Source organism: Bradyrhizobium sp. GW821-FHT13H05 (genome assembly GCF_058804065.1).
On record NZ_JBXAPO010000009.1, the window covers coordinates 12,411 to 38,791 of the forward strand.

The following is a 26,381-nucleotide window of genomic DNA, read 5'->3' on the forward strand; positions in this document are numbered from 1 at the left end:
GCTGCGTGAGCTCCTCTTGTCCCGGCACCAATTCAGCCCGAACCGCAAAGCGCTGTCAACAAACGGTGACTTGTAGGGGTGTTTGGTCCAGGGTGGATGCCGGAATTTGCGGCAGCGCGATTCACGGTGCCGAAACATCTTCAGGTCATGGTCGCGGGCGATGCAAAACCGGATGGTGTGGCCGTCATGAAGCCGGACAACTCGGCACTGGAAGTCCGAGGGTTAACGAAGCGTTTTGACCGTTTGGCGGTCGATAGCCTCGATCTCACCATTCACGCCGGCGAATTCTACGCCCTGGTCGGCCCCAACGGCGCCGGCAAGACCACCACTTTGCGCATGGTTGCAGGCCTGCTCCGGCCCGATGCCGGCGCGGTCTCGATCTTCGGCATCGATGCACTCGCAAGCCCGGTCGCCGCCAAGCAGGTGATGGCGTGGGTCTCCGACGAGCCCATGATCTATGACAAGCTCACCCCGCTCGAATATCTCGAATTCGTCGCCGGCCTCTGGGGCATCGCGCCCTCGATCTCGGAACCGGTCGCGCAGGAACTCCTGGCCTCGCTCGGGCTCGAACCGCACCGGCACGAACGCTGCGAGGGCTTTTCCAAGGGCATGCGCCAGAAGGTGGCGCTGGCCGGCGCGCTGGTGCACGATCCCCGCCTCATCATCCTCGACGAACCGCTGACCGGCCTCGACGCCGTCTCCGCACGCCATGTCAAGGGCCTCCTCAGCGAGCGCGTCCAGGCCGGCTGCACCATCATCATGACCACGCATATTCTGGAGGTGGCCGAACGCATGGCCGACCGCATCGGCGTGATCGCCGCCGGCCGCCTGGTCGCCGAGGGCACGCTGACCGAGCTGCGCCAGCAGAACGGCCATGCCGACACCAGCCTGGAAGATCTCTTCATCGCGCTGGTGACGCTGCAGGAAGCCGCATGAGTTCAGCGACCGCGCTGTCCTGGTTTGCGCGCCACGAGCTCCGGCTCGCCTGGCGCGAATGGTTTGCCATGATGACCGGTGGACGGCGCAAGCGGGCGCGCGCCGCCGTGATCGGCCTGCTGTTCTTCGCGGTGCTGCTGCATGTGCCGGCCTGGGCGGTGATCGGCCGCTTCGCCGATCTGCAGCTGCCGCTCGACAAGTCCTCGCTGATCGTGATCTCGGCGACGATCTTTCTGGCCTGGACCTTGATGCTGTCGCAGGCGATCGAATCGGTGACGCGGGTGTTTTACGCCCGCGCCGATCTCGACCTCATCATGTCCTCGCCGGCGCGGCTTGCCAATCTGTTCTCGGTGCGCATCGCCGCGATCGCGCTCACCGTCACGATGATGGCGCTGCTGTTCTCGACGCCCTTCATCGACGTGCTGGTGTTTGGCGGCGGACCGCGCTGGCTTGCGGCGTTCGGCGTCGTCGTCGCCATGGGCCTTTCGGCCGCAGCCATCGCGATTGCCGTCACCATTGTCCTGTTCCGCCTGATCGGGCCGGCACGGACACGCTTCGTCGCTCAGATCCTGGCGGCGATCATTGGCGCCGGCTTCGTGATCGCGCTCCAGGTCGCAGCGATCATGTCCTATGGCACGCTGTCGCGCATCACCATCCTGACATCGGGCACCTTTGCCAAACACGCCCCCGACGTCGACAGCATCTGGTGGTGGCCGGCGCGGGCCGCTCTGGGCGACAGCGAGGCGCTGCTGCTGCTTATGGCGCTCGGGCTCGTGCTGCTCGGAAGCGTCATGGCGATCTTCTCGGGCCGCTTTGCCGACACCGCGATCGACGCCGCCGCTTACGGCAAGTCCGGCAGCAAGCGTGCAAAGGAGCGCCCGTTCCGCGGCGGGTCGCGACAGCAGGCGCTGCGGCGCAAGGAGTTTTCGCTGCTCTGGCGCGATCCCTGGCTGATCTCGCAGACCCTGATGCAGCTGCTCTATCTGGTGCCGCCGGCGCTGCTGCTCTGGCGCAGCTTTGCCGACAGTTCTGCCGCACTGACGCTGATCACGCCCGTCATCGTCATGGCGGCGGGACAGCTCGCCGGCGGGCTCGCCTGGCTGACGATTTCGGGCGAGGACGCGCCCGACCTGGTCGCGACCGCCCCGCTGACACCGTCCAGCGTCATCCGCGCCAAGATCGAGGTGGTGCTGATCGCGATCGCCATGATCTTCTGCCCGCTGGTCGCGGCGCTGGCCTTCGCCTCGCCGTTCCAGGCCGCCGTCAGCGCCGGAGCCGTCATCATCAGCGCGGCCTCCGCCACCGCGATCCAGCTCTGGTTCCGGGTGCAGGCCCGGCGCAGCCAATTCCGCCGCCGCCAGACCTCGTCGCGGCTGGCGACCTTTGCCGAGGCCTTCTCCTCGATCGGCTGGGCCGCCAGCGCCGCGCTGCTGCTGGCCCTTCCCATCGCCGGCCTCGTCAGCGGACTGATCACCGCCGGCCTCGTTGCCATCACCTGGAAGTTCAGCCCAAAGCGAGAGCAATAGGTGCGACACTGACGCGCTGTTGATCGCCGGCTGTTGGCCTCGCGCTGCATTGCACGCTAGACTTTCCCCCGGGCGTCATTGGGGACGGTTTCATGTGGCGAATAGTTTCGGCGGCTCTGGCGCTGTTCGGCGCTTTCTTCTCACCTGCCCTCGCCCAGCAACCGCCACAACGCAGCGAATGCCTGGCGATGGCCAACGCCGCGCCCCGCGCAATGCCGGTCGCGTTCCGGCAGGCAGCAGCGGCCGCCGAGGTCGAGATCACCTATGCCGGCCACTCCACCTATTTCATCGATACGCCCGGCGGCCTGCGCATCGCCACCGACTATAGCGGCGCCTACCAGGTCGGGCGACTGCCCGATGTCGCCACCATGAACCGGGCCCACAGCACGCACTACTCTCTCTATCCGGACAAGCGCATTCCCCACGTGCTGCATGGCTGGAGCGACGACGGCAAGCCGGCAATCGTTTCGGAGCGGATCGGCGACACCTTCATTCGCAACGTCACGACCGACATCCGCCGCTATTTCGGCGATGATTCCGGCACCAACATGATCCCCGACGGCAACTCGATCTTCATTTTCGAGGTCGCCGGCCTCTGCATCGGCCATCTCGGCCACCTCCACCATAAGCTCGACGAGAGCCATTTCGCCCAGATCGGGCGGCTCGATATCGTCATGGTGCCGATCGACGGCACCTACACCATGTCGCTCGACGGCGTCTCGGAGATCACCAAGCGGCTGCGCGCCTCCGTAGTACTGCCGATGCACCGCTTCGCCACGCCGCTCGAAGAATTCATGCACCTCATCGGTCAGCAGTTCGAGATCGACCGGCGCAGCGAGCGTTCGTTCCGGATGTCACGGGATGCGCTGCCGACAAAGCCGACGGTGATCATCCTGGACGGCGTCTGACGCGCAATTTTCTCCAAGCCGGCTGTGGCCCGTTGATGCTGATCTCCCCGCAACAGGAGATCGACATGACAGATTTTGCACGATTGTTGCACGCGGACGGACCGAACCCGGAGCACGCCGCAGCGCTCCAGCTTTATGGCCGCTTCGTCGGTGATTGGGATGCCGGGATCACCGCCCACGGTCCTGGAGGGACGAAACACACCGCACCCGGCGAGATCCATTTCAGCTGGGTGCTGGAAGGCCGCGCCGTCCAGGACGTCTGGATCATTCCCCGCCCCGCGGGCTCTCAGGCCTTTCCGATCGCCGGTAATTGGTACGGCACGACGCTCCGGGTTTACGACCCCACGATGTCCGCTTGGCGGATTTCCTGGTTCGATCCCGGCCGCAGCGTGTTCCGCCAGCAGATCGGCCGTCCGCGCGGCGATGACATCGTGCAGGAAGGCACGACCGAGTCGGGCGAGCTAACGCGCTGGAGTTTTACGGAGATGACCGACGACGCCTTCCACTGGCTCGGCGAGGTCAAGCCGGCTACGGCGCCGGATTGGCGGCTGGTGGTCGACGTGAGGGCGAGGCGACGAAAGGGCTGACGATGCCCGATGTGCTCGCGGTGATGAGCGCGGTTGCGCTGCGCGCGGTGCTGCGTGCATGGATTGGGTGTTAGGCTCCCGCCACAAACAATAAGAGACATAGAGGGAGCGAACGCCGATGGCTGCAAGCGGTCTGCCCGCCAACACGAGCGGGCTATTCGTCGAGCCGCGCGAGGACTGGCTCGCGTTGCATCAGGAGGAGATCATCGATCCGGCCCGGCCGATCGTCGATCCCCATCATCATCTCTGGAATCGCGGCCATCGCTATCTGATCGAGGAGATGGCTGATGACATCGCCTCCGGCCACAACATCATCGCTACGGTTTATGTCGACTGCCGCTCGATGTATCGCGCGCATGGGCCTGAGGCATTCCGGCCCGTCGGCGAGGTCGAATTCGCCAATGGCGTCGCGGCGATGAGCGCCAGCGGTGCTTACGGCACGGCCGCGATTTGCGCCGGCATCGTCAGCCATGTGAACCTGTTGCTGGGCGATGCCGCAAAGCCGGTACTGGAAGCCGAGATCGCCGCCGGCAACGGCCGCTTCCGCGGCATCCGGCATTCCTCAGCCTGGGACCAGGACCCCGTCGTCGCCGGCATGTACGCGAACCGGCCGAAGGGACTTTTGCAGGACCCGACCTTCCGCAAGGGCTTTGCCTGCCTTGCGCCCTTGAACCTCAGCTTCGATGCCTGGCTGTTTCACCCACAGATCGGCGAGCTGACCGAGCTGGCGCGCGCCTTTCCCGACACCAGGATCGTGCTCGACCATTGCGGTGGCCCGGCCGGCGTCGGCCGGTTCGCCGGACGGCGCGAAGAGGTGTTTCCGCAATGGCGTGCCTCGATCCGGGAGATCGCGAAGTGCGAGAACGTCGTGGTGAAGCTCGGCGGCCTCGCGATGTGCCTGCTCGGCTACGACTTCCATCTGCGCGAGAGGCCGCCCTCATCCGAGGAGCTTGCCGCGGCGTGGCGGCCCTATGTCGAGACCTGCATCGAGGCGTTCGGGCCAAAGCGCGCGATGTTCGAGAGTAATTTCCCGCCGGACAAGGGCCAGTGCAGCTACCAGGTGATCTTCAACGCCTTCAAGCGCATCGCGGCGCCCTTGAGCGAGGCCGAGAAGACGGCGCTGTTCTCGCAGACCGCGACCGATGTCTACCGGCTCGAATTGCCGTCATGACGAGAAGAGGGGCCGGGATGTTGGTCCCGACCCCTCTTCTGCCGTGGCCGCTGGGAAGCGTTCGTGAAACTTTATGGCTAGCCGGCCCCCATCAGCGAGGCGGGACGGCGCTCGCCGGCAGAGACGAACATCCGCTTCAGCTTGTTGACGACGCGGATCAGGAAACCGATCATGACCGGATTGGTCTTGCGGCAGAAGGCGATCTTCTTGACGTAGCCCTCGACATGCCATTTGGCATGCGCGCCGTCGCGGAAGAAGATGACGTCGCCGGGGCCGTAGCGCTTCGGCGGCATGCCGTCGCTTTCAAGCACGATCGATCCTTCCATGATCATGATCGTCTCGTCGATATCGTAATACCAGTTGAAGCGCCCTTCGGTGCAGTGCCAGATGATGGTCGATGCGGTGCCGTCGGAGCTGGTGGACAGGATATGCGAGCGCGAGACCGGGTTGCCTTCGATGATCCAGGCCGGCTCGATCGGCCGCAGCTCGAGATCCACATTGCAACTACCGATTTCAATCAATGCGCGCGACATCTGCTTCCCCAGGGGATATAATATGGTTGGCCGGGTCTTGGCCCGGATTGTTTCGAAACATGTTGGGAACGCTAGTAGCCGGTTTTTAATTCTTTCTTACGCAGGCCCTGACAATCAGCCGCAAGTTGCAGATGCGAAGCGGTTAACGTCACGATTTCCCTGCGAATTCGCGCACATGAACCCATCTTTTCCGGGGTGCGACAAAATGCGCGAAAGCGACCCTAGAAGGAGCCACGCCGATGCCCCTCACCCCAGAGGTCCTGACAGCCAAGGGCGAGGTCGTCGCCTGGTTCGGCTGCTTCGACATCTCCTTCGCGCCGGACGAGGAGCTTTGGTTCACCATCGACGGCATCGAAAGCCCGCGGCAGGTCGGCGGCGACGGCTCCGGCGGTGCCTTCATACTGCTGCCGTCGCAGGCTGTGCTCTACGTCTCATCGGAGGGCCGGGCAGGCATTATCGCGGCGAGCTTCGAGGCATTCATCCAGCTCGTCGTCACCCGCCCCTACTGGCTGGGCATCCTCAAATTCTCCGCCGGGGGCGACCTCCAGGAGATGCGACGCGCTGCGGATGCGCTGGAGGCGACACTCGACGACGAGCACGAGGTCAACGAGGCCCGCGAGAAAATCCGCGGGCACCTCGAACTGCCCGAGCCACATGATCCGGTCGCTACGCTCTACGAGGCAGTGGCTGCGTCCGACGCCATCGTGCGAGCCACCGACGGCAGCCCGTTCACGACACTGTTCAACCGCTTCAACATCGACAGCAACCCGATGCTGCGCAACGCGGCGGCGTAGGCACAGGGCCTAATGGTTCAAGACGCGCCGCAAGCGGCGCTCCTCACCATGAGGGCCTGGGATGTTGCAACGAAGCAAGACTTCATCCTGAGAAGCCCGCCGACGGCGGGCGTCTCGAAGGATGGACCGCAAGATGTGCTACTTCGCCCACTCGCCCTTGCGGAACACCGGCACCTTGCTGCCGTCGGCGAGAATGCCGTCGATGTCGGTCTCGGCCGAGCCGATCATCCAGTCGATATGGATCAGGCTCTGGTTGCCGCCCTGCGCCGCGATTTGCTGCGGCGTGAGCTGGGCGCCGTTGACGAAGCATTTCGAATAACACTGGCCGAGCGCGATGTGCGAGGCCGCATTCTCGTCGAACAGCGTGTTGTAGAACAACAGTCCGCTCTGCGAGATTGGCGAGGAATGCGGCACCAGCGCCACTTCGCCAAGACGCCGCGCGCCCTCGTCGGTGTCGAGCACCTTGTTCAGCACCTCCGCGCCGCGCGAGGCTTTTGCGTCGACGATCCTGCCGTCCTCGAAGCGCACGGCGATGTTGTCGATCAGCGTGCCCTGGTAGGACAGCGGCTTCGAGCTCACGACATGACCGTAGACGCGGCGGCAATGCGGCGTGGTGAACACTTCCTCGGTCGGGATATTGGCGTTGCAGCTGATGCCGTTCTTGGACAGCGAGGCACCGCCCTCCCATTCATGGCCGTCAGCAAGCCCGATGGTGAGGTCGGTCCCCGGTCCCGAATACTGGAGCGCTCGGAAACGCTGGCCGTTGAGCCAGTTGGTGCGCTCGCGCAGCACCGCATTGTGGCTTGCCCAATTGGCCGGCGCGTCCTCGCGATCGACGCGGGACGCCGCGAAGATCGCGTCGGCGAGCTTGCCGATCGCAGCCTCTTCCGGATCGTTGGGAAACACCAGCTTGGCCCAGGCCGCGCTCGGATAGGCGATGATGTTCCAGTTGGTGTCGAAATTGACGATCTTTTCCAACGCCGGCTGATAGGCAATGGAATTGGCCTTGCTGGCGCGCGCGACCTTGGAAGCATCTTCACCCGACAACAGCATGGGATTGTCGCCGACAATCGCGAGCCGCGCGGTGTTGTCCGAGAAGGCTTTGGCCATGCCCTCGTAGAGCCAGTTGGCGGCGCGATCAAAGCTGTTGTCGTGGCCGTGGCGATAGCGCGCCAGCGTCATCTCTTCGTCGGACAGGATCGGCGTCACGATGCCGGCGCCGGCTTTGTAAGCGTGCACGGCGATCCGCCGCACCAGCGGCAGCGCAATCGCCGGCGCGGTCAAGAGCAGATCCTGTCCCGGCCGCAGGCCCAGGCCCACCTTCACCGCCACCTCGGCCAGCCGGTCGAGTTTCACGGGATCGATGGGAGTGGCGGTGATGCGTTGATCGGTCATGCCGGGTCCTCTGCCGAAAGTCTCATGTTCAATCTAAGTCTAGCATCGCCAGACACAAGTATGCGAGCGTCTTGGGGACTGTGAAAGATACGGGGTTTCACGCATCTTGGTTTTCAACGCGTTGCCGATTTGAGCACCCGGTCGACCATGGCGGGAGCAAGGCCGAGGTAATTTTTCGGTGAGGTGAGCGCATCGATCGTGGCCCGGTCGATCCGGGTCGAGACGCGGGAGTCGGACGAGAGCGCATCTGCCAGCGTCAGACCTCTCTCATTGGCGAGCCGGCAGGCATCATAGACCACGTCATGCGCCTCCTGCCGCCCGATCTGCGGCGCCAGCCCCATCATGACCGCTTCGGCCACGATCAGGCCACGACTAATGGCGAGATTGTCGTTCATCTTTGTTTCGTCCACGATGAGACCGGCGAGCGCAAACTTGGCCTGGTGCAGCGCGCCGGCGGTCAGCACGAAGCTTTCGGGGATCGCCATCCATTCGGCGTGCCAGGGACCGGTGGCGCGCTCGAAATCCTGCACCATCGCATCGAGCATCAGGCCGGCGTGCTGCCGCACCGCCTTGGACGCCGCGAGCATCAGTTCCGAGGAGATCGGGTTGCGCTTCTGCGGCATGGTCGAGGAGGCGCCGCGGCCCTTGACGAAGGGCTCGTAGACCTCGGCGAACTCGGTCGAGGCCATGATCATGATGTCGAGCGCGATCTTGCCGAGCGAGCCGGTGACCAGCGCGAGGAAGTTCACCGCTTCAGCGAAGCCGTCACGCGCCACGTGCCAGGTCGAGGCGGGAACGCCGAGCTTCAACTCGGCGCAGAGCGCCTCCTGCACCTCGAAGCCCTTGTCGCCGAGCGAGGCCAGCGTGCCGGCGGCGCCGGCGAACTGGCCGACCAGCACCCGCGGCTTCAATTGCGCCAGGCGCTCGGCGTGGCGGTCGAACATCGCCAGCCAGATCGCGGTCTTGTAGCCGAAGGTGACTGGCAGTGCCTGCTGCAGATGGGTGCGGCCCGCCATTGGCGTGTCGCGGTGACGCCTGGAGAGGTCAGCGAGAATCTTTCGCAGCTCGGCGATGTCGCGCTCGATGAACTCGAAGCCGGCGCGCAATTGCAGCACCACGGCGGTGTCCATGATGTCCTGCGTGGTCGCGCCCCAATGCACGTAGCGCCCGGCGTCGCCGCATTGCTTCACCATCTGATGCACCAGGGGAAGGATCGGATAGCCGACGATGTCGGTCTCCTGCCGGAGCAGATCGAAGTCGAGCGCGGCGACGTCGGTCCGGGCCGCGATCTCGACGGCGGCCTCCCGCGGGATCACGCCGCATGTCGCCTCCGCCTTCGCGAGCGCCACCTCGACCTCGGCATAGCGACCGACCAGCGCGACGTCGGAAAACACCTCGCGCATCTCAGGCGTTCCAAACGCATCGCGGAACAGCATGGAGTCGAGCACGGTGGTCGAGGCGTGAAAAGCGGGCATGGGCGTTTCTTCGTGGCTGTTGTTTGTGCGGGGCTAGCTTACGCAGGTCGCAGTGTTCGGCAATGGACATTCACAGTTCGTCACATATTCGATGTCGCGCGATGGCTTCGCCACCGCGCTGCCGGACTTCAGCCCCGTCATCCTGAGGTGCGAGGCGCACGATGCGAAGCAGCGTGCGCAGAGCCTCGAAGGATGCTCGGCCGCGATGCAGCCGGGCCGTCCATCCTTCGAGGCCTCCGCTGCGCTCCGGCACCTCAGGATGACGGAGATCATTCGCAGCTCGCAATGACGGCTGCACGTATTACCCTCCTGTCCAAACTTTAATTCAGCGCACTTCTCCAATTGCACTATCACTTGTCTGCGGCGCGGGAGCCGCCGCATGACGAGGAGACCACAATGCTGAAATCGTTTCACTTCGTTGCTGGAGCTTGTCTGCTTGCGGGACTGTCGGCAGCGTCAATGACCGATGTGTCGGCCGCACCGATCGGTCAGCCACTGGCGATGACGCAATCTGCACCGAGCCAGATCGAACAGGTGCGTTGGTACGGGCGTCGCGGCTGGGGCGGAGCTCCCTTCATCGGCGGGCTCGCAGCCGGCGCGTTGATCGGCGGCGCGATCGCTGCGCCCTATTATTATGGCTCGCCCTATTATTACGGACCGGGCTACCCGCCGCCGCCCGTCGCCTATGGACCGCCGCCGGAGGGCGACGTGCAGTACTGCATGCAGCGTTACAAGTCTTACAACCCGAACACCGGCATGTATCTCGGCAACGACGGCCGGCGCCATCCCTGCCCCTAGCACTTCCGCCCTTGTTTCAATCGCGGGCCAGATCATCCCGCCCGCGACAATCTGACCGAAACGGCCACATTCTAATTCAGGTTGTATTCCCCTACGAAAACAGCATGGCTGCCATCCCGCGATTGCGGTGAACCGGCTCGACCGCTCAGCGGACTTACAGACTTCGAGTCGAAATCCATTTTGATTTCTTCATTGCCTGATGTCGCCGTGAGGTCTGAGTTCTCGACGTGCAGTTTCTGTTCCGGGATCATCTTCTCGACACCGACCGGCGCGAGCTGAGCCGCGAGCAGGTTCCCATTTCCGTGGAACCTCAGGTTTTCGACCTGGTCGTCCACCTCATGGAAAACCGCGACCGGGTGGTCAGCAAGGACGAGCTGATCGACAAAATCTGGCACGGGCGCAGCGTCTCCGAATCCACCCTGACCAGCCGGATCAACGCGGCGCGCAAGGCGATCGGCGACAATGGCGCGAGCCAGGCGCTGATCCGCACCATCGCGCGCAAGGGATTTCGCTTCGTCGGCGACGTCAAGACCAAGCTCGCCGCGATCGCGCCGGAACCGGGCCGCGGGACACAAGCGCCGCAGACGACGCTCGCGCTGCCCGACAGGCCCGCGATCGCCGTGCTGCCCTTCACCAACATGAGCGGCGACCGCGAGCAGGACTATTTCTCCGACGGCATCAGCGAGGACATCATCACCGCGCTGTCGAAGCTGCGCTGGTTCTTCGTCGTCGCGCGCAACTCCTCCTTCGTCTACAAGGGTCGCGCCGTACACATCCACGAGGTCGCGCGCGAGCTCGGCGTGCGCTACGTGGTCGAGGGCAGCGTGCGGCGGAGTGGCGAGCGCGTGCGTATCTCGGCGCAGCTCAACGACGTCTCGACCGGCAGCCATCTCTGGGCCGAGCGCTACGACCGCGAGCTTGCCGATATCTTCGCCGTCCAGGACGATATCACCGAGGCGATCGTCGCCGCGGTCGAGCCGCAACTCTATGCCGCCGAGAGTTTTCGCGCCCAGCAGAAGCCGCCGGGCAGTCTTGACGCCTGGGATCTGGTGATGCGCGCATTATCGCATTACTGGCGCATCACCCGCGAGGACAATGCCGTCGCGCAAGCCCTGCTCGAGAAGGCCGTCGCGATCGATCCCGCTTACGGCAAGGCGCTGGGCCTGTTCGCGACCAGCCATATCTTCGGCGCGCATATGGGCTGGGCCGACATGGCCGCAACCGTGCCGGTCGCCGAACGCGCGGCGCTGGCGGCGGTGGAGGCCGATCGCGAGGACGCCTGGGCCCATCACGGCCTCGCCTATAGCTATTTGTTCCGCCGTCGCTTCGACGACGCGCTGGCGGAGTTCGAGCTGGCCTTGAGGCTCAATCCGAATTTTGCGATGGCGCACGCCTTCTATGGTGTGACGCTGTGCTACGCCGGGAGATGGCAGGACGGCGATGCCGCGGCGCGCCGAGCGCTACGCCTGAGCCCGCGCGATCCGCTCGCGGCGATCTATTGCGGCGTTGCCGCCTATGCACAGTTCATCGGCGGCAACTATGAGGCTTCGATCCAGATGGCGCGGGAATCGATGCGGCAGCGTGCCGATTTCGTCGGCGCCCATCGCGTGCTGACTGCCGCCGCGGGCATGCTGGGCGATGCTCAGCTCGCGGCGTCCGCGCTACAAGGCCTGCACCGCACCCAGCCCGGCCTCTCGCTCGCCTGGCTCACCCGCGAGCTGCCGATGCTGCGGGCCGAGGATCGCGAGCACTATCTCGAGGGGTTCCGGCGCGCCGGGATGAGGTGACGAACGTCTCCCTCGTCCCTGCTTGCGGGGAGAGGCGAGGAGCGACTAACCCTCCACCGCATTCAGGCGCTGCAACCGCTCCTGCATCACCTTCCTCAGATCATAGCCGGGCCGGCCGAAACTCGCGTTGCGCGTCGTGAGGAAATCCCGCTGGGTCTTGCGCAGGTCACCGGCCGAACGCTTGCTTGCGGATTTCAGCACGCGCTCGTAAGTCTCGGCGATCTGGCGGTCGAGCACGCCGAGTTGCGGATCGGCGCAGATCACTTTCTCGACCTCGCGCTTGGCCGTGGCGCAGTCGAACGAGGGGCCGTTGCCGGAATTGGCCGCGAGCGGACGGCGCGGCTCATCGCCGAATTTCGCGATCTCCGCAATCATGGCGCGACGGCCGGCGGCCGCGTTGTCGTTGCCGGGATCGAGCTTCAGCGCGGTCTCGTAATCGGCCAGCGCCTTCCTGCGCTCGCCCATCTTCTTGTAGAGCACGGCGCGGTTGTTGTAGGTCTGCGCGAAATTCGGATCGAGCTTCAGCGCGGCCTCGTAGTCGCTCAGCGCCGCGCCGAGCTCGCCCTTGAGCTGGTAGGAATCGCCGCGGTTGGTGAAGAAGTTCGGCTTCGGCGCCAGTCTCAGGGCCTGGTCGTAATCGGCAACTGCCTCGTCGTATTTGCCCATCGCCGCCAGCGACAGGCCGCGATTGTCGTAATATTCGGCGACCTTCGGATCGAGCCTGATCGCTTCGCCGTCATCGGCGACGGACTTGTCGAGCTGGCCGAGCTTCTTGTAGGCCGCGCCGCGATTGGTGTAGCTGCGCGGCCGGTTCGGATCGAGCCGCAGTGCCTCGCTGAGATCGCGGATCGCCTTCTCGTTGTCGCCGCCGAGATAATAGGTCACGCCGCGGTCGGACCAGGCCTGCGCGTCATCCGGCTTCAGCTTGATGGCCTGGTCGTAATCGGCCAGCGCGCGGTCGAGCCGGCGCTGGGTGGTGTAGACCACGCCGCGCAGCTCGTAGGCCTCCGCATCCTGTGGATCGAGCTCGATCGCCTTGCTGAGATCGGCCGCCGCACGGCTGAGATCACCGCCGGCCTCGCGCAGCAGGTCGCCGCGCAGGCGCCAGGCTTTGGCATTCTTGCCGTCGAGCGCGATGGCGCGGTCGATGTCGCGCAGCGCCTGCATGAGACCGCCCGAGGTCCGCGCATTGGCGTCGGCCCGCACCAGCAGTGCGGCCGCGCGATCCGACGTTGAATTCGAGGTCTGATCGATGATGGCACTGCATGCCGTGATCAGCTCCGCAGGAGCGGTCTTGCTGCCCATCGCGCAATCGGCGCCGGCCGAAGCCGGGGCAGCGAGGACCAGGCTCATGGCGGCGCCAAGCAGAACGGCGCGCAGCGGGAGTTTGGCAAACGGGAACATTTGCGCGGAAGAACGCGTGCCGCACATCAGGAAGGCTCCGTGACATCAGGTTTTCACCATTGTCGCGGCGGGGAAGGGATGGGTTCAAATCGGCCCCGTCGTCAAGGCGCGTCGAAAGCCCTCAATACCCGTCCACCCCGTTGATCCGCTGCAAGCGTTCCTGCATCGCCTTCTTCAGGTCATAGCCCGGTCGGCCGTAGCCGGCATTGCGGCGGGCGATGAACTCGTCCTGCTCGCGCTGGAGATTCCTGGCCTCCGCAGGATTGCGCGCCTCGTGGATCGCGCGCGCATTCGATCCAAAAATCTCGCGATCGAGATCGGCGAGCTCGCGGTTGGCGCAGATCGCCTTCTCGACCGCACGCGCCGCACGGGCACAATTGAAGCTGGGCTTGCCGGCGACCGCCATCTGCGCACCGATCCGTTCGAGCTCACGCGCCATCGCCTTGTGATTGGCCTTGGCCTTCTCGTGGTTCGGATCGATCTTCAGTGCCGCGCCGAAATCCTGCACCGCCTTCGGCTTGTCGCCCTTCTTCAGCCAGAGCTCGCCCCGCGCATTGAAAACATCCGCCAGCGTGGGATCGAGCATCAGGGCGCGATTGTCGTCGGCGATCGCGCGGTCGACCTGGTCATGCCGAGCATAGAGCGCGCCGCGCGCGACCAGCGCCTTGACCAGATCCCCCTTTGCCGCCTTCTCATTGTCGATCACGGCCGCGCAGGCGGAATTGGCCTTGTCCATGTCGTCGGCCGCGCTCGCCGCGAGGCACGGAGCGATATCGACCTGGGTGACGACCGCTGGCTCGCCGCCGGTCGCGGCACGAGCCGTGCCAAGCGAAAGCGCCGAGAGCGCCACGGCGCCTGACAATTGAATGAGTTTCTGAAAACGCATGCTTGTTGCAGTCGGAAAGTCTTCTTCAGGCTTGCCTTGGGGCCACACTATCCAGCATACGGCCGGATTGGTGCTAGCTTGTGGCACGGTTCAAATCGGTTTCGGGGACTATCGTGTCGACATTCGAATGGATCATCGCGCTGCTGCTCGGCGCCGTTGCCTTATCGGCGCTGGCGCGGCGGATCAAGGTCCCCTACCCGACCTTTCTCGCCATTGGCGGCGCGCTGATCGCTTTCGTGCCGTCGAGCCCGACCTGGGCGCTGGAGCCGGACCTGGCATTGGCGCTTTTTGTCGCACCGGTCCTGCTCGATGCCGCTTTCGACACCTCGCTGCGGGATCTGCGCAACAATTGGGTTCCAGTCTCGACCCTGGTGGTCGCCGCGGTCGGCCTGACCACGGTGGGCGTCGCCTATGTCGCGCACCGGCTGATGCCCGACATGCCCTGGGCCGCCGCGGTTGCGCTCGGCGCCATCGTCGCACCGCCGGATGCCGCGGCCGCGGTTGCGATCCTGAGCCAGGTCAAGCTGCCCCACCGCATGGTGAAGGTGCTGGAGGGCGAGAGCCTGCTCAACGACGCGACCTCGCTGCTGATCTATCGCATCGCCGTCGGCGCGGTCGCCACCCAGCATCTGAGCTGGAGCCAGGTCGCGCCAACCATGGCGCTCGCGCTGGTCGGCAGCGTCGTCGCCGGTCTTGTCGCAGCCCGCCTCATCCCGCCCATCATGGAACGCGTGACCGAAGCACCGAGCGCGATCATCGTTCAGTTCGCCACCACCTTCATGATCTGGATCGCCGCCGAGCATCTCGGCCTGTCCGGCATCCTCACCATCGTGATCTACGCCATCGCCATCGCGCGCACCGCACCGGCGCGCATGCCGGCGCGGTTGCGGGTACCGTCCTATGCGGTCTGGGAGACGATGGTGTTCGTGCTCAACGTGCTCGCCTTCATGCTGATCGGCATGCAGATGCGGCCGATCTGGACGCGGCTCGACGCCGAGGTGCGCTGGGAGTATTGCGTGGCTGCCGGCTGGATCCTGCTCACGGTGGTCCTGGTGCGGCTGTTGTGGATCACATTCTATCGGACCACGCTACGGGTGCTGATCGCGCACGGGATCTATCATCCGATGGATCCGAAGCAGGTCGCCTCGCCGAAGGGCGGCCTCATCATCTCCTGGTGCGGCATGCGCGGCCTCGTCACACTCGCCACCGCCTTTGCGCTGCCCGAGAACTTTCCCTATCGCGACTTCATCGTCTTCATCGCCTTTGCGGTGGTGCTGGGATCGCTGGTGATCCAGGGCCTGACGCTGCGGCCGCTGATCCTCGCCTTCGACCTCAAGGACGACGATCCCGTCGGCGTCGAGGTCGCGCGCGCACGCGCGGTGGCCTATCGCGCCGCGCTCGATGCGATCGAGGACGATCCGTCGGAGGAAGCGGAAATCCTGCGGCTGGAATATCGCGCCATCCTGATGCAGGCCGACGACGATCCACATGGCGGCATTACCAATGGCGAATTGCCCGCCGATCCGCTGCGCCGCCGCGCGATCGAAGCCGCGCGCAAATCCATCTTCAACCTCCGCGCCACCGAGGTGATCGGCGACGACGCGTTTCACAGGATCGAGGAAGAGCTCGATCGCGCAGAATTGAGCGCGGGGGGATGACGCTTTCTTACCTCACCCCGCTTGCGGGGAGAGGGAGAACAATGAACCAAACGCCGTCTTCCCAGACTCACTCCAGATGACAACCCTGATCGACGACCGTCGTGTACGCGCGCGTGATGCGTCGCCTGCACGATATTTTTATCTCCACATGGCGCTGGCCTGCGCGGCCACCGCGTTTCTCGGCTTTGCACCGACCTATTTCGTACCGCTCGCCCACGGTGCGTTCTCCGCGAGCCCGGTGATCCATTTTCACGGACTCTTGTTCTTCACCTGGTCTCTCTATTTCGTGATCCAGACCTGGCTCGCGGCCTCGGGCCGCGTGGTCAACCATCGCGCGCTCGGCATCGTCGGCGTCTCGCTCGCGACCGCGATGACGATCTTCGGCTTTCTCGCCTCGGTTCATGTGATGCAGCACTCAGCCGCGCTCGGACAGAAGGACGCCGGCATCGCCTTCTCGATCGTGCCGATGAGTGGCATCGCGTTCTTTGCGGTGGTGTTCGTGCTCGCCATCATGAACACGCGAAGGCCCGAAATTCACAAGCGCCTGATGCTGCTCGCCGCCGTGTCTATCCTCGACGCCGCAATCGCGCGCTGGTTCCTGACTTTCCTCGCACCTCCGGGACCGCCCGGCCCGCCGCCGGTGCCGGTAACGATCGCGCCAGCGGTGGTGGCCTCGCTGCTGCTCGTGGTCGCCATGGTCCGCGACTGGCGCACCGAGGGCCGCGTGCATCCGGTCTACATCATCGGCACGCTCGCGTTGCTGGCGGTGAAGGTGCTGAACTGGCCGATCAGCGAAACGGCAGCGTGGCACGCGTTTGCCGGCGGGATTCTGGCGCTGGCGCAGTAGGTGCCACAGCCTCCGTCGTCGTCCCGGACAAGCGAACGAAGTGAGCGCCGATCCGGAACCCATAGCCACAGGCCAACGTGGTTAGGAAGATTCGGAGTTACGGGTTAGCAAAACAACTTCTCCCTGTGGTGATGGGTCCCGGATCTGCGCGCGCTTTGGGCGCGCTTGTCCGGGACGACGGCGGTGTGTGAGGGGGCGACTACGCCCCCGCCTTGCACGTGATCCCGCCGTCCACCACGAGCTCGATCCCCGTGACATATTTCGACTCGTCCGACGCCAGGAACAGCGCGGCACTGGCGACATCCCACGCCTCGCCCATGTGGCCCATCGGCACCTGCGCGTCGCGGGCGCGCCACATCGCCTCGACATCGCCCTTGGCGTAGCTGTTGGCGAGCCCAGCGGAATGCTCCACCATCGGCGTTTTCATCAAACCGGGCAGGATCGCGTTCACCCGCACATGATGTCGCGCGAACTCGATCGCGGTGGTGCGGGTCATTTGGTTCATCGCCGCCTTCGAGGTGCCGTAGGTGACGTAGGAAATGCCCATGTGGCGGATCGAGGCGATCGAGGAGATGTTGATGATCGAGCCGCCGCCCTGCTTCACCATCACGGGAATGACGTGCTTCATGGCGAAATAGGCGCTCTTGAGGTTGACGCTGAAGACGCGGTCCCAGCTTTCCTCGGTCACCTCGACCACGCTGCCCATCTCGGCGATGCCGACATTGTTGTCGAGCACGTCGATGCGGCCATAGGCCTTCAGACACGCCGCCACCATCGCCTCGACCTCGGCGGGACGCGAGACGTCGGCGGTGAATGCGGTCGCCTTGCCGCCTTCGCCGTTGATGATCTTCGCGGTCTCCTCGGCGGCGGCGCCGTTGCGATCGACGCAAAACACCTGCGCGCCCTCGCGCGCAAAAGTGACCGCGGTGGCCTTGCCGTTGCCCCAGCCCGGTCCGATCGAGCCAGCCCCCACCACCATCGCAACCTTGCCCTTGAGCCGATCCATCCCGTTTCTCCCGTGTTGTTGTTCTTGTAGCCCGGATGGAGCGAAGCGTAATCCAGGGCTGCGGTTCCCGGATTGCGCTTCGCTCCATCCGGGCTACGGACCGTCGCAAACTCTCATCGTGGTGACGTTAGCACCGATCGGATGCCCGACAATCTCGGACAGAGTGCGGCACGCGCCATCATGACATAGCCGCCATTCGCCGGCCTCTCCTGAATTGCCGAGCACGACCTCCCGCATCGGCGCACGCTGCGGCTGCCACTGAAACCAGCCGTCGACGAGCCGCGCCTCGGGCGGCGGCTCCATGCCGGGGCCGGTGCCCTTCACCCGAGCCTGCACCAGTTCGAGGCCGGCTGGCGTGACGCGCCAGTCTTCCTGCCAGTCGACCTTCGCGATCGAATGCGTCCACACCAGCGTGAAGGCGGACAGCGCGAGCGCCTTCACGCCTGACGCTGTTGCGAAGCAGAGGCTCACACCGCCTCGACCGTTGCCGGCGGGCGCTGCCGCCACTGCCACAGCACCAGCGCTGCCGAGAGCACGAAGCCCGCGGTGTCGCTGAACGGGAAGTCGCCGAGCAGGCAGAACGCAGCACCGAGCGCGACCAGGCGTTCGATCAGCGTCAGCCGCGTGAACAGGAAGCCGATCGCGACCATGCCGAACAGCGCGATTGCCACCAGCGCCTTGAAGGTCGCGAGCGCCACCGCGCCGTAGAAGCCCAGCTTTGCCGCCATGGGATCGCCGCCTTGCAGCATCAAGGCCGGCGAATAGACGAAGATGAAGGGGATGACGTAGCCCGCCAGTGCGATGCGCATCGCCTCCCAGCCGATCTTGTCCGGATTCTCCTTCGCGATCGGCGCTGCGGCAAGGGCTGCGAGCGCGACCGGCGGTGAGAGGTCGGCCATGATGCCGTAATAGAATGCGAACATGTGGCTCGCGATCAGGGGCACGCCGAGCTTGGCGAGCGCGGGTGCTGCGAGCGCGGCGGTGATGATGTAGGTCGGGATGGTCGGAATGCCGGTGCCGAGCAGGATCGAGAGCAGCATGGTCATGATCAGCGCCAGGAACAGGCTCTTCTCGCCGAGCCCGATCACCCAGCCGCCGAAAATGGTGCCGACGCCGGTCTGCGACATCATGCCGATGATGACGCCAACGATGGCGCAGGCCATGCCCACCGTGATTGCGGACTTCGCGCTCTCGGCCAAGGCATTGCGGCATTCGCGCAAGGCCGCGAACCCGCCGCGGATGAAAGCGGTGATCACGATCAAGCCGACCACGACGCTCGCGACCGGCACGATCTGAAGACCGTCACGCGACAGCGCGGCAACGACGAGCGCCAGCCCGATCCAGAAGATATAGCGGATCACCATCGAGGATGCGCCGGCCGTTATGGCGGTGCCGAGGATCAGGCCCACCGTCAGCGCGAGGCCCATGCTGCCGGCATAGAGCGGCGTAAAGCCTTCGAACAGCATGTAGACGAGGGCTGCGAGTGGCAGCACGAGATACCAGCGCGTCACCAGCGCCTTCCAGGCGCTCGGGATCTCCGAGCGCTTCATGCCGACGAGGCCGTGCTTGCCGGCTTCCAGATGCACCATCCAGAACGCGGAGGCGAAATAGAGGATGGCAGGAATCGCGGCGGCCTTGACGATCTCCGAGTACTGAACGCCGAGTGTCTCCGCCATGATGAAGGCGACCGCACCCATCACCGGCGGCATGATCTGTCCGCCCATCGAGGCCGTGGCCTCGACGCCGGCCGCAAAGGCGCGGCGATAGCCGAACCTGATCATCAAGGGAATGGTGAACTGGCCGACGGTGACGACATTGGCGACACCGGAGCCCGAGATCGTGCCCATCATGCCCGAAGCAAACACCGCGACCTTGGCAGGTCCGCCGCGGGTGCGGCCGAACAGGCCGAGTGAGACGTCGGTGAACAGCTGGATCATGCCGGCGCGTTCCAGGAACGAGCCGAACAGGATGAACAGGAAGATGTAGGTCGCCGAGACGTAGATCGGCACGCCGTAGAAACCTTCAGTACCGAACGACAGGTGCGTGATGATCTGGTCGAAATCATAACCGCGATGGTTGAGCGGCGACGGCAGATATTGGCCGAAGAACCAGTAGAGCAGGCAGGCGCCGCACATCAGCGGCAACGCCGCGCCCATCAGCCGCCGCGTGCCCTCGAAGATCAGCACCGCGAGCAGCGTGCCGACGGCAAGGTCGAGGCGCGTCGGATCGCCGTCGCGCGCGATCAGATCGGCGTAGAAGATCCACTGATAGAGCCCGCAGAAGAAACCGGCGGCGCCGATCACCCAGCCGACCGCGCGGCCGACATCGCTTCTGGCGGTGAAATTGGCGATCAGGCCGAAGGTGAGGAGAACGAGGAAGCCGACATGGACGCCGCGCACCACCTGGCTCGGCAGATAGTTGAAGGCGGCGACATAGAGCTGGAAGGTCGCAAACGCGATGCCGATCCAGTAGGCGAGCGTGCCCCACCAGCCCGGACCAAAGCCTTCGGGAAACCCGTGCTCGAAATTGTCGAATTCGACCTTGATGGGCTCTGCGGAGCCCTCTGCCTGCAACATCGATATGTCCCCAACCGTCCAGCGCTTATAGCATTCGCGCGGCGTCTCCAGACCGTCATGCCCGGGCTTGTCCCGGGCATCCACGAACTTTCTCGCCTGGCCTCAGAACGTGGATAGCCGGGACATCTGCGCGAAGACGCGCTTCGCGCTTTTGCCCGGCCATGACGCCCCATATCCGGATCTGATTACTTGATCAGCCCCTTTTCCTTGTAATAGCGGATCGCGCCGGGGTGCAGCGGAACCGGGCTGCCGGTGGCGGCGGTCTCGAGCTTGATCTCCTTGCCGGCCGCGTGCGCATTCTGCAATTCCGGCAGCGACTCGTAGACCAGCTTGGTCATCTGGTAGGCGAGATCGTCCGACACCGCCGAGCTGGTCACGAGATAGTTGACCACGGCTGCGGTCGGAACGTCCTTGTCCTGGCCGGTATAGGTGTTGGCCGGAATGGTCGCCGAGATGAAGGGCGGGCCGATCTTGTCGACGGTCTCCTTCGGCACCGACACCACCGTGATCGGGCTCGAGGTCGAGAGATCCTTGAGTGACGCCACGCCGAGGCCGGCCGATTGCAGCGTCGCACCCAGCTGGCGGTTCTTCATGAGGTCGACGGACTCGGCGAACGGCAGGTACTCCACCTTGCCGAGGTCCTTGTAGCTCATGCCGGCGGCACTGAGGATCGCGCGGGAATTCAGCTCGGTGCCTGATTTCGGCGCACCGACTGACAGGCTCTTGCCCTTGAGGTCCGCCAGCGTCTTGATGCCGCTCTCGGCCGTCGCGACGATCTGGATGTAGTTCGGATAGATCGCGCCGATGGTCCTGAGCTTGTCGAGCTTGGTCTTGAAGCCGGCTTCCTCGTCGCCATCCCAGGCGGCTTTGAGCGAGTCGCCGAGTGTGAACGCCAGTTCGCCGCGGCCCTGCTGGAGCAGGATCAGATTCTCGACCGACGCCTTGGTGGCCTGCACCTGCGTCTTCACGTTCGGAATCTTGTCGCCGTAGATCTTTCCGATCGCGACCCCGAGCGGATAGTAGACGCCGGAGGTGCCGCCGGTCAGCACGTTGATGAAGGATTGCGCATGCGCGCAAGGTGCCGACGCCGCCAGAGCAAGAGCTGTGGCCACGCCGAAGATCGTCCGTTTCATGGTTGTTTTACTCCCCAAACCGGCGGCGAAATTGGCCGGATGAGGGGAGCAGGTCAACCCATCCGAAAGACACAACAGGACTGCGGTAAACGGCCGATCCGGCTCGACTTTTGGGAACCGGGCGGGTGCGGCGAGGTGGCGCAGTCAGGGTCTGGCGCGCGCCTCGCCGTCGCTGGCAAGCCCTACTGGAACGTCATGTCCAGGCACTTGGAGATGTCGGAGCCGAGGCCGGAGGAGACGATGATGCAGCCGCGCACCTTCTGCGCGGTGACGTCGGCAGCCCAGATCGAGTAGCCGCCGGGGCCGAAGAACGAGTTGGTGTTCGGCGGCTCGGTCTCGGTGGCGTCGAAGTCGTAATGACCGTCGGCCTCGAAGATGCGCGGCTTCTTGGTGCAGCCGCCGTCGGTCTGGACGTTGATGACTTCCTTGTTGTCGCTGGTCAGCGCCAGCGAGACCTGGCAGCGGAAATATTCCGAGGTCCGGGTGTTGAACAGATAGGTGTAGGACTTGCAGGTCGCGGTTTTCAGCTTGCCCGGGGCAAGGCCGCGGCTGCACGAAATCCGCTGGTTGTGGCTGAGCTGGTAATCATCCGCCCGGGCAGCCGGCGCCAGCGCCGTGAGCAGCAGCGCGGCAGCCGAGCAGGCTTTAATGACATGGTTCATTCGAATCATCCCCACCAATATTTTTGTCGAATTGCGTTCTAGACGGAAAGCGGAACATAGTCGCGAGGGGCCGAAGGGAAAATCACAAACTGCTGGGCAAGACGTGATGCGCTGCGGCGTTTTGCGAATTGACCCGGAAATGCCGTTCGTGATTTGTTCAAGCAGGGTGCCCCAACGACGGGGAGGATTGGATTATGGCATTTTCAACGAAGACATTTGTGATTCTGGCCGCGCTCGGGGCATTCGCAGCACCCGCTTTGGCGCAAACCGAGGCGACCCCCTGGGAGCTCAAGCCGGACATGGGCTATGCCTACGACAAGGACGGCAAGACCTTTTCCTACAAGATGGGCACCAGCAATGCCGGCGAGCTGCTGAAGGGCGCCAAGAAGGTGCCGAAGGGCACGCTGTTCTTCGTCGGCCACAACGGCCAGCTTTACATGCGCAGCGGGCCGTATCTGGAAGGCGACGGCAAGTTCAAGTTCGGGCCGGAGCGGTAGAAGCGGCGAAGCTGGAGGGCACAGCGCTGCAACATTCTCGGTGTCATCACCCGCGAAAGCGGGTGATCCAGTATTCCAGGGGCTCTCGTGATTGAATCGAGGGGCCGCGGCGTACTGGATGCCCCGGACTAGCCGGGGCACGACAGCGGAAGATGTGGCAGGGCGAGCGCCTAACCTAAAACGCCCCCGCCAACTCCCTTGCGCCGGCGTTGTTGCTGTTGCTGTCCATCCGCGTATCCGTCACCGCGAGCAGCTTCGCCACCGTGTTGTGGCGGATCGCGACCGGGTTGCGCTCGTAGCCGCCGCGCTGGAAGAAGTTCGAGGTCGGCACCTGCTCGCGCATCGCCTGCGGCATCGTCACCATGTCGAGCCCGGTGCCGTCGCCGGTGAGGTTCATCATCTCGAGCTCGGCGGCGCTGAGCGGGCGGTTGTAGCCCTTGGTGCGCGCGAACAGCACCGAGGTCAGGAGCTTGTGGGTCTGCAGCATCGGGCCGATGTCGATGTCGAGCACCATCGCATGCATGGCCCAGCCCTGCGCGGTGTTGCCGATCTTCTCGTGCTCCGACCAGGTGTCCGGCACCGCCTTCGCCTGCGCCACCATTTTCTTCAGGACAGTGAGCTTGTGCTCGAGCGACTGGCGCGCCGGGCCGGAGGTCCGCGCCACCTTGTCGGAAAGCGCGCGAATGAATTCATGGCCCTGCTCGGCCAATAGCTCGACGCTGTTGGTGGTCAAGAGCTGGTTGTAGCCCATCGCGGTCGAGATCGCGCGCTTGCCGCCATGCTCGATGCCGGCCTGCACGTCGTAACTGCCGGTGCCGCCGGTCTCGAACGAATAGACCCGCACCGCCTGCTCGCGCGTCAGCCCGGAGGCGAGCGCATAGCGCGCATAGGCGCGCTTGAACTCGACCTCGCTGGACGGGCGCTGCGGCGTGAACTGATAGAGCTCCTGCGCCGCGCGCAGCAAATCGGCGACCACGGGTATCGGCTTTTTGGTCGGGCGATCCGGCGTTTCCTCCGGCTCCGGATTCACCGGCCGCTTCGGCCCGTTATACAGCGGCGGATGCTCCAGCACGTAATCGTCGAGTGTGATCTGCTGCCCGCTGCGCCGCTTCGCGTTGCGGCCTTTCCTCTTCTCGGAGATCTGGCTCCAATAGGCGCCGGCCTCCTCGTCGAAGGCGGCGCGCGCCGCCTGATATTCCGCAAGCTTGCGGCGATATTCGAGCACGGCAGGCGAGGCCCCGCCTTGCGCAAAGAACTGCGACAGCAGCTGGGCGTTGGCGTTGCGGACGGCCGGCGGCAGCGCATCGGACTCGCCGCCTTGCGCGGCGGGCGCGAGCAGGACGAGCGCGAGTGGAACCAGCCTCACGGCATTTCGAATCGAATGATGCATGCTGCCCTCTTAGCAGGCATCCGGTAACCGTCACGTTAACGTGCCGTTTACCTCTTTTTTTAAGCTCTTGCGTCACTTCCAGGCGAACACGGGCTGTTCCAGCTCGGTCACGCGGGTGTCCCGCCCCGCCAGCACCTCGCGGAACTGGTAGATCAGGGCCGCGGTCGGTGCATGAATCAGGCTCATCTGATGATGGAAGCGGATCACGCGGCGGCTGCTTTCGGGGATGTCTGTGAAATCGAAGGCGTCGTCGCGCTCGATCGTGGCAAGCGCGATGCGGTGAACGGACGCGACCTCGTCCGGGTTCGGCCTGATCGCGGCACTGTCGGCCGCCCACACCACGACCGGCGTGATCAGATAGCCGGAGCGCGTCGGATAATCATCGAGCAAGCCGAGCACCGCGTCGGCCGAAAGCTTGAGCGCAAGCTCCTCGTCGAGCTCGCGTAGCGCCGCCTCCACCGGCGTCTCGCCGGCATCGCAGCGTCCGCCCGGCAGGGCCCATTGGCCGCGATGGGAGCGCAAGCTCGATGCACGCTTGGTGAGCAGGAAGGCGGTGTCGTCGCCGTCATTGGATTCGGTCAGCGCCAGCACCACCGCGGCGCGTTTCAGCGCCGACGGCTCGGCCTCGTCAGGCAGCCGCGCGAAGGACGCGCAGGCCTCTGCGATATTCCGTCTGGTGGCATCGTCGAAAGCTCTCATGATGCTTGACTACACCAGGACTGCATCTGATGAAACGAGGAGAGATGCGCCAGCAAGGATGGACGGAGAGATGACCAACAAGGCCGCCGCAAGGCTCAAATCGGAGGGCTGGACCATCCTCGAGACCACGGGCTTCATGCACCTGATCGGCCCCTTGTGGGAGCGCAAGGTCGACGGCCAATGCGAATTCGCACTCGCCACCGAAGACAAGCACCACAACCGCCGCGGCATGATCCAGGGCGGCGTGATGATGACCTTCGCCGACCGCACCTGCGGCATGACCGCCCGCTATACCTCCGGCAAGGAATTCATGGCGACGGTGCAGCTCGACACTCATTTCGTCGAGGCCGGCCAGATCGGCGACATCCTGATCTCCCGCCCGCGCGTGGTGCGCTCGACCCGCAGCCTCATCTTCATGAGCACCGAGGTGACGGTGGATGATCGCTGCATCGTGATGGCAAACGGCGTGTTCAAGATCTTGAAGGGGCCGGCGTAGGCTCTGCACCCACCACCGTCATTCCCCGCGAAGCGATGACACCGAGTGTGGGGCATGAGTGTGCTCCAACCTCGTCATTGCGAGCGCAGCGAAACAATCCAGACTCTTTCCTCGGATGCATCACTGGATTGCTTCGCTGCGCTCGCAATGACGGAACTGGGCGGCTATGCTGAAGCCTCCGCTAAAGTGAGGATACGCCCATGCAGTACCGCCAGCTCGGCCGCACCGGCCTGAAGGTTTCGCCGATTTGCCTCGGCACCATGATGTTCGGCGGGCCGACCGATGAAGCCGCATCGAAGCGGATCGTCGACAAGGCGCACGGGGCCGGCATCAATTTCATCGACACGGCGGACGCCTACTCGAAGGGCGCATCCGAGGAAGTCGTCGGCCGCGCCATCGGCAACAACCGTCACGCCTGGGTGCTGGCCACCAAGCTTGCCAATCCCATGGGGGATGACCCCAACCGTGTCGGCCTGTCGCGGCGCTGGGTGTTGCAAGCGGCCGACGAAAGCCTCAAGCGGCTCGGCACCGACCACATCGACATCTACTATCTGCACAAGGAAGACCATGCGACGCCGCTGGAAGAGACCGTGCGCGCGATGGGCGACCTGATCCGCGCCGGCAAGGTGCGCTATTTCGGCGTCTCCAACTACCGCGCCTGGCGCGTCGCCGAGATCTGCAACATCTGCGACCGGCTCGGCATCGACCGCCCCGCGGTGAGCCAGCCCTATTACAACGCGATGAACCGCATGCCTGAGGTCGAGCACTTTCCGGCCTGCGCCTATTACGGCCTCGGCATCGTGCCCTACAGCCCGCTGGCGCGCGGCGTTCTCACCGGCAAGTACAAGCCCGACGCCGTCCCTGACAAGGAGACGCGCGCAGGCCGCAACGACACCCGCATGATGCAGACGGAGTGGCGGCCGGAATCGCTCCAGCTTGCGCAGGAGATCAAAGCCCATGCCGAGAAGAAGGGCATCACCGCCGGCCAGTTCGCGGTCGGCTGGGTGCTGAACTCCGCTTTCGTCTCCTCGATCGTCGCCGGCCCGCGCACCGAGGAACAGTGGGACGGCTACATCAGCGCGCTCGACTATCGCTTCACGGCGGAGGACGAGGCGCTGATCGACCGGCTGGTCGTACCGGGCCATCCTTCGACGCCGGGCTACAATGACCCGGCCTATCCGATCGAGGGCCGCCGCGCCCGGACGGCGTAAGGGCGG

General features: G+C 64.7%; 27 protein-coding genes. 14 read left to right on the forward strand and 13 right to left on the reverse strand.

What is annotated here, in order from left to right:
* The first annotated feature begins 186 nt into the window (after positions 1–186).
* From AC1RR3_RS24920 to AC1RR3_RS24940, 5 genes are all read left to right on the forward strand, one after another.
* Positions 187–936: an ABC transporter ATP-binding protein gene (locus AC1RR3_RS24920; protein WP_492826051.1), complete on the forward strand. Its 750-nt coding sequence runs from the start codon at positions 187–189 to the stop codon at positions 934–936.
* On the forward strand, positions 933–2,462 hold the full coding sequence (locus tag AC1RR3_RS24925) for a permease (protein WP_492825739.1): 1,530 nt from the start codon (positions 933–935) through the stop codon (positions 2,460–2,462). Before AC1RR3_RS24920 ends, AC1RR3_RS24925 begins: the two co-directional genes overlap by 4 nt.
* A gap of 92 nt (positions 2,463–2,554) precedes the next feature.
* The gene (locus AC1RR3_RS24930) at positions 2,555–3,370 is read left to right on the forward strand and encodes an MBL fold metallo-hydrolase (protein WP_492825740.1); all 816 of its coding nucleotides are present in this window, start codon (positions 2,555–2,557) and stop codon (positions 3,368–3,370) included.
* Between the two features lie 65 nt (positions 3,371–3,435).
* Positions 3,436–3,957, forward strand: coding sequence for a hypothetical protein (locus AC1RR3_RS24935; RefSeq protein WP_492825741.1), 522 nt, complete (start codon positions 3,436–3,438; stop codon positions 3,955–3,957).
* 118 nt (positions 3,958–4,075) lie between these two features.
* Positions 4,076–5,128: an amidohydrolase family protein gene (locus AC1RR3_RS24940; protein ID WP_492825742.1), complete on the forward strand. Its 1,053-nt coding sequence runs from the start codon at positions 4,076–4,078 to the stop codon at positions 5,126–5,128.
* A 77-nt stretch (positions 5,129–5,205) separates the two neighbouring features.
* On the opposite strand, the gene AC1RR3_RS24945 is transcribed toward AC1RR3_RS24940, so the two are convergent.
* Positions 5,206–5,661, reverse strand: coding sequence for a cupin domain-containing protein (locus AC1RR3_RS24945; protein WP_492825743.1), 456 nt, complete (start codon positions 5,659–5,661; stop codon positions 5,206–5,208).
* A gap of 239 nt (positions 5,662–5,900) precedes the next feature.
* Here AC1RR3_RS24945 and AC1RR3_RS24950 point away from each other — a divergent pair, with 239 nt between their 5' ends.
* Positions 5,901–6,455 (forward strand): hypothetical protein, encoded by a 555-nt coding sequence (locus AC1RR3_RS24950; RefSeq protein ID WP_492825744.1) that lies wholly within the window; start codon positions 5,901–5,903, stop codon positions 6,453–6,455.
* 138 nt (positions 6,456–6,593) lie between these two features.
* On the opposite strand, the gene AC1RR3_RS24955 is transcribed toward AC1RR3_RS24950, so the two are convergent.
* Positions 6,594–7,850, reverse strand: a complete 1,257-nt coding sequence (locus tag AC1RR3_RS24955; protein ID WP_492825745.1) for an aminopeptidase — start codon at positions 7,848–7,850, stop codon at positions 6,594–6,596.
* 113 nt (positions 7,851–7,963) lie between these two features.
* A complete protein-coding gene (gene pcaB, locus AC1RR3_RS24960) occupies positions 7,964–9,325 on the reverse strand; it encodes a 3-carboxy-cis,cis-muconate cycloisomerase (RefSeq protein ID WP_492825746.1) in 1,362 nt (453 codons plus the stop codon).
* 91 nt (positions 9,326–9,416) lie between these two features.
* Here pcaB and AC1RR3_RS24965 point away from each other — a divergent pair, with 91 nt between their 5' ends.
* Entirely contained in the window at positions 9,417–9,614 is a 198-nt protein-coding gene (locus AC1RR3_RS24965; protein ID WP_492825747.1) for a hypothetical protein, read from the forward strand.
* A 170-nt stretch (positions 9,615–9,784) separates the two neighbouring features.
* Positions 9,785–10,123 (forward strand): BA14K family protein, encoded by a 339-nt coding sequence (locus tag AC1RR3_RS24970; RefSeq protein ID WP_492825748.1) that lies wholly within the window; start codon positions 9,785–9,787, stop codon positions 10,121–10,123.
* 71 nt (positions 10,124–10,194) lie between these two features.
* Here the strand turns inward: AC1RR3_RS24970 and AC1RR3_RS24975 are convergent, their stop codons facing one another.
* Positions 10,195–10,458, reverse strand: coding sequence for a hypothetical protein (locus AC1RR3_RS24975; protein ID WP_492826066.1), 264 nt, complete (start codon positions 10,456–10,458; stop codon positions 10,195–10,197).
* Here AC1RR3_RS24975 and AC1RR3_RS24980 point away from each other — a divergent pair.
* Positions 10,351–11,910: a winged helix-turn-helix domain-containing protein gene (locus AC1RR3_RS24980; protein WP_492825749.1), complete on the forward strand. Its 1,560-nt coding sequence runs from the start codon at positions 10,351–10,353 to the stop codon at positions 11,908–11,910. The genes AC1RR3_RS24975 and AC1RR3_RS24980 overlap by 108 nt on opposite strands.
* A gap of 45 nt (positions 11,911–11,955) precedes the next feature.
* Here AC1RR3_RS24980 and AC1RR3_RS24985 read toward each other — a convergent pair whose 3' ends face one another.
* Together AC1RR3_RS24985 and AC1RR3_RS24990 are read right to left on the reverse strand one after the other, a co-directional pair.
* Positions 11,956–13,341: a tetratricopeptide repeat protein gene (locus tag AC1RR3_RS24985; RefSeq protein WP_492825750.1), complete on the reverse strand. Its 1,386-nt coding sequence runs from the start codon at positions 13,339–13,341 to the stop codon at positions 11,956–11,958.
* 94 nt (positions 13,342–13,435) lie between these two features.
* Complete coding sequence (locus tag AC1RR3_RS24990) at positions 13,436–14,200, reverse strand: tetratricopeptide repeat protein (protein ID WP_492825751.1); 765 nt, start codon at positions 14,198–14,200, stop codon at positions 13,436–13,438.
* 80 nt (positions 14,201–14,280) lie between these two features.
* Here AC1RR3_RS24990 and AC1RR3_RS24995 point away from each other — a divergent pair, with 80 nt between their 5' ends.
* Both AC1RR3_RS24995 and AC1RR3_RS25000 read left to right on the forward strand, forming a co-directional pair.
* On the forward strand, positions 14,281–15,858 hold the full coding sequence (locus AC1RR3_RS24995; RefSeq protein WP_492825752.1) for a cation:proton antiporter: 1,578 nt from the start codon (positions 14,281–14,283) through the stop codon (positions 15,856–15,858).
* A 76-nt stretch (positions 15,859–15,934) separates the two neighbouring features.
* Positions 15,935–16,705 (forward strand): hypothetical protein, encoded by a 771-nt coding sequence (locus AC1RR3_RS25000; protein ID WP_492825753.1) that lies wholly within the window; start codon positions 15,935–15,937, stop codon positions 16,703–16,705.
* 199 nt (positions 16,706–16,904) lie between these two features.
* Here the strand turns inward: AC1RR3_RS25000 and AC1RR3_RS25005 are convergent, their stop codons facing one another.
* The 5 genes from AC1RR3_RS25005 to AC1RR3_RS25025 all read right to left on the reverse strand — a co-directional run bounded on the left by AC1RR3_RS25005 (position 16,905) and on the right by AC1RR3_RS25025 (position 22,082).
* Positions 16,905–17,711 (reverse strand): SDR family NAD(P)-dependent oxidoreductase, encoded by an 807-nt coding sequence (locus tag AC1RR3_RS25005; RefSeq protein WP_492825754.1) that lies wholly within the window; start codon positions 17,709–17,711, stop codon positions 16,905–16,907.
* 93 nt (positions 17,712–17,804) lie between these two features.
* Entirely contained in the window at positions 17,805–18,182 is a 378-nt protein-coding gene (locus AC1RR3_RS25010; protein WP_492825755.1) for a DUF1850 domain-containing protein, read from the reverse strand.
* Positions 18,179–20,287 (reverse strand): TRAP transporter permease, encoded by a 2,109-nt coding sequence (locus AC1RR3_RS25015; protein WP_492825756.1) that lies wholly within the window; start codon positions 20,285–20,287, stop codon positions 18,179–18,181. Before AC1RR3_RS25015 ends, AC1RR3_RS25010 begins: the two co-directional genes overlap by 4 nt.
* 185 nt (positions 20,288–20,472) lie before the next feature.
* Positions 20,473–21,420 carry a TAXI family TRAP transporter solute-binding subunit gene (locus tag AC1RR3_RS25020; RefSeq protein WP_492825757.1) on the reverse strand — a complete coding sequence of 316 codons (948 nt, stop codon included), beginning with the start codon at positions 21,418–21,420 and terminating at the stop codon, positions 20,473–20,475.
* 182 nt (positions 21,421–21,602) lie between these two features.
* Entirely contained in the window at positions 21,603–22,082 is a 480-nt protein-coding gene (locus tag AC1RR3_RS25025) for a hypothetical protein (RefSeq protein ID WP_492825758.1), read from the reverse strand.
* 194 nt (positions 22,083–22,276) lie between these two features.
* On the opposite strand from AC1RR3_RS25025, the gene AC1RR3_RS25030 reads away from it, so the two are divergent.
* Positions 22,277–22,579 carry a hypothetical protein gene (locus AC1RR3_RS25030; protein WP_492825759.1) on the forward strand — a complete coding sequence of 101 codons (303 nt, stop codon included), beginning with the start codon at positions 22,277–22,279 and terminating at the stop codon, positions 22,577–22,579.
* 175 nt (positions 22,580–22,754) lie between these two features.
* On the opposite strand, the gene AC1RR3_RS25035 is transcribed toward AC1RR3_RS25030, so the two are convergent.
* Together AC1RR3_RS25035 and AC1RR3_RS25040 are read right to left on the reverse strand one after the other, a co-directional pair.
* The gene (locus AC1RR3_RS25035; protein WP_492825760.1) at positions 22,755–23,969 is read right to left on the reverse strand and encodes a hypothetical protein; all 1,215 of its coding nucleotides are present in this window, start codon (positions 23,967–23,969) and stop codon (positions 22,755–22,757) included.
* Positions 23,970–24,041: 72 nt separating this feature from the next.
* Positions 24,042–24,671, reverse strand: a complete 630-nt coding sequence (locus tag AC1RR3_RS25040; RefSeq protein ID WP_492826053.1) for an NUDIX hydrolase — start codon at positions 24,669–24,671, stop codon at positions 24,042–24,044.
* Between the two features lie 67 nt (positions 24,672–24,738).
* Between AC1RR3_RS25040 and AC1RR3_RS25045 the strand changes: the two genes are divergently transcribed.
* Together AC1RR3_RS25045 and AC1RR3_RS25050 are read left to right on the forward strand one after the other, a co-directional pair.
* A complete protein-coding gene (locus AC1RR3_RS25045; RefSeq protein ID WP_492825761.1) occupies positions 24,739–25,164 on the forward strand; it encodes a PaaI family thioesterase in 426 nt (141 codons plus the stop codon).
* Between the two features lie 200 nt (positions 25,165–25,364).
* The gene (locus AC1RR3_RS25050; RefSeq protein WP_492825762.1) at positions 25,365–26,375 is read left to right on the forward strand and encodes an aldo/keto reductase; all 1,011 of its coding nucleotides are present in this window, start codon (positions 25,365–25,367) and stop codon (positions 26,373–26,375) included.
* Positions 26,376–26,381 lie beyond the last annotated feature (6 nt).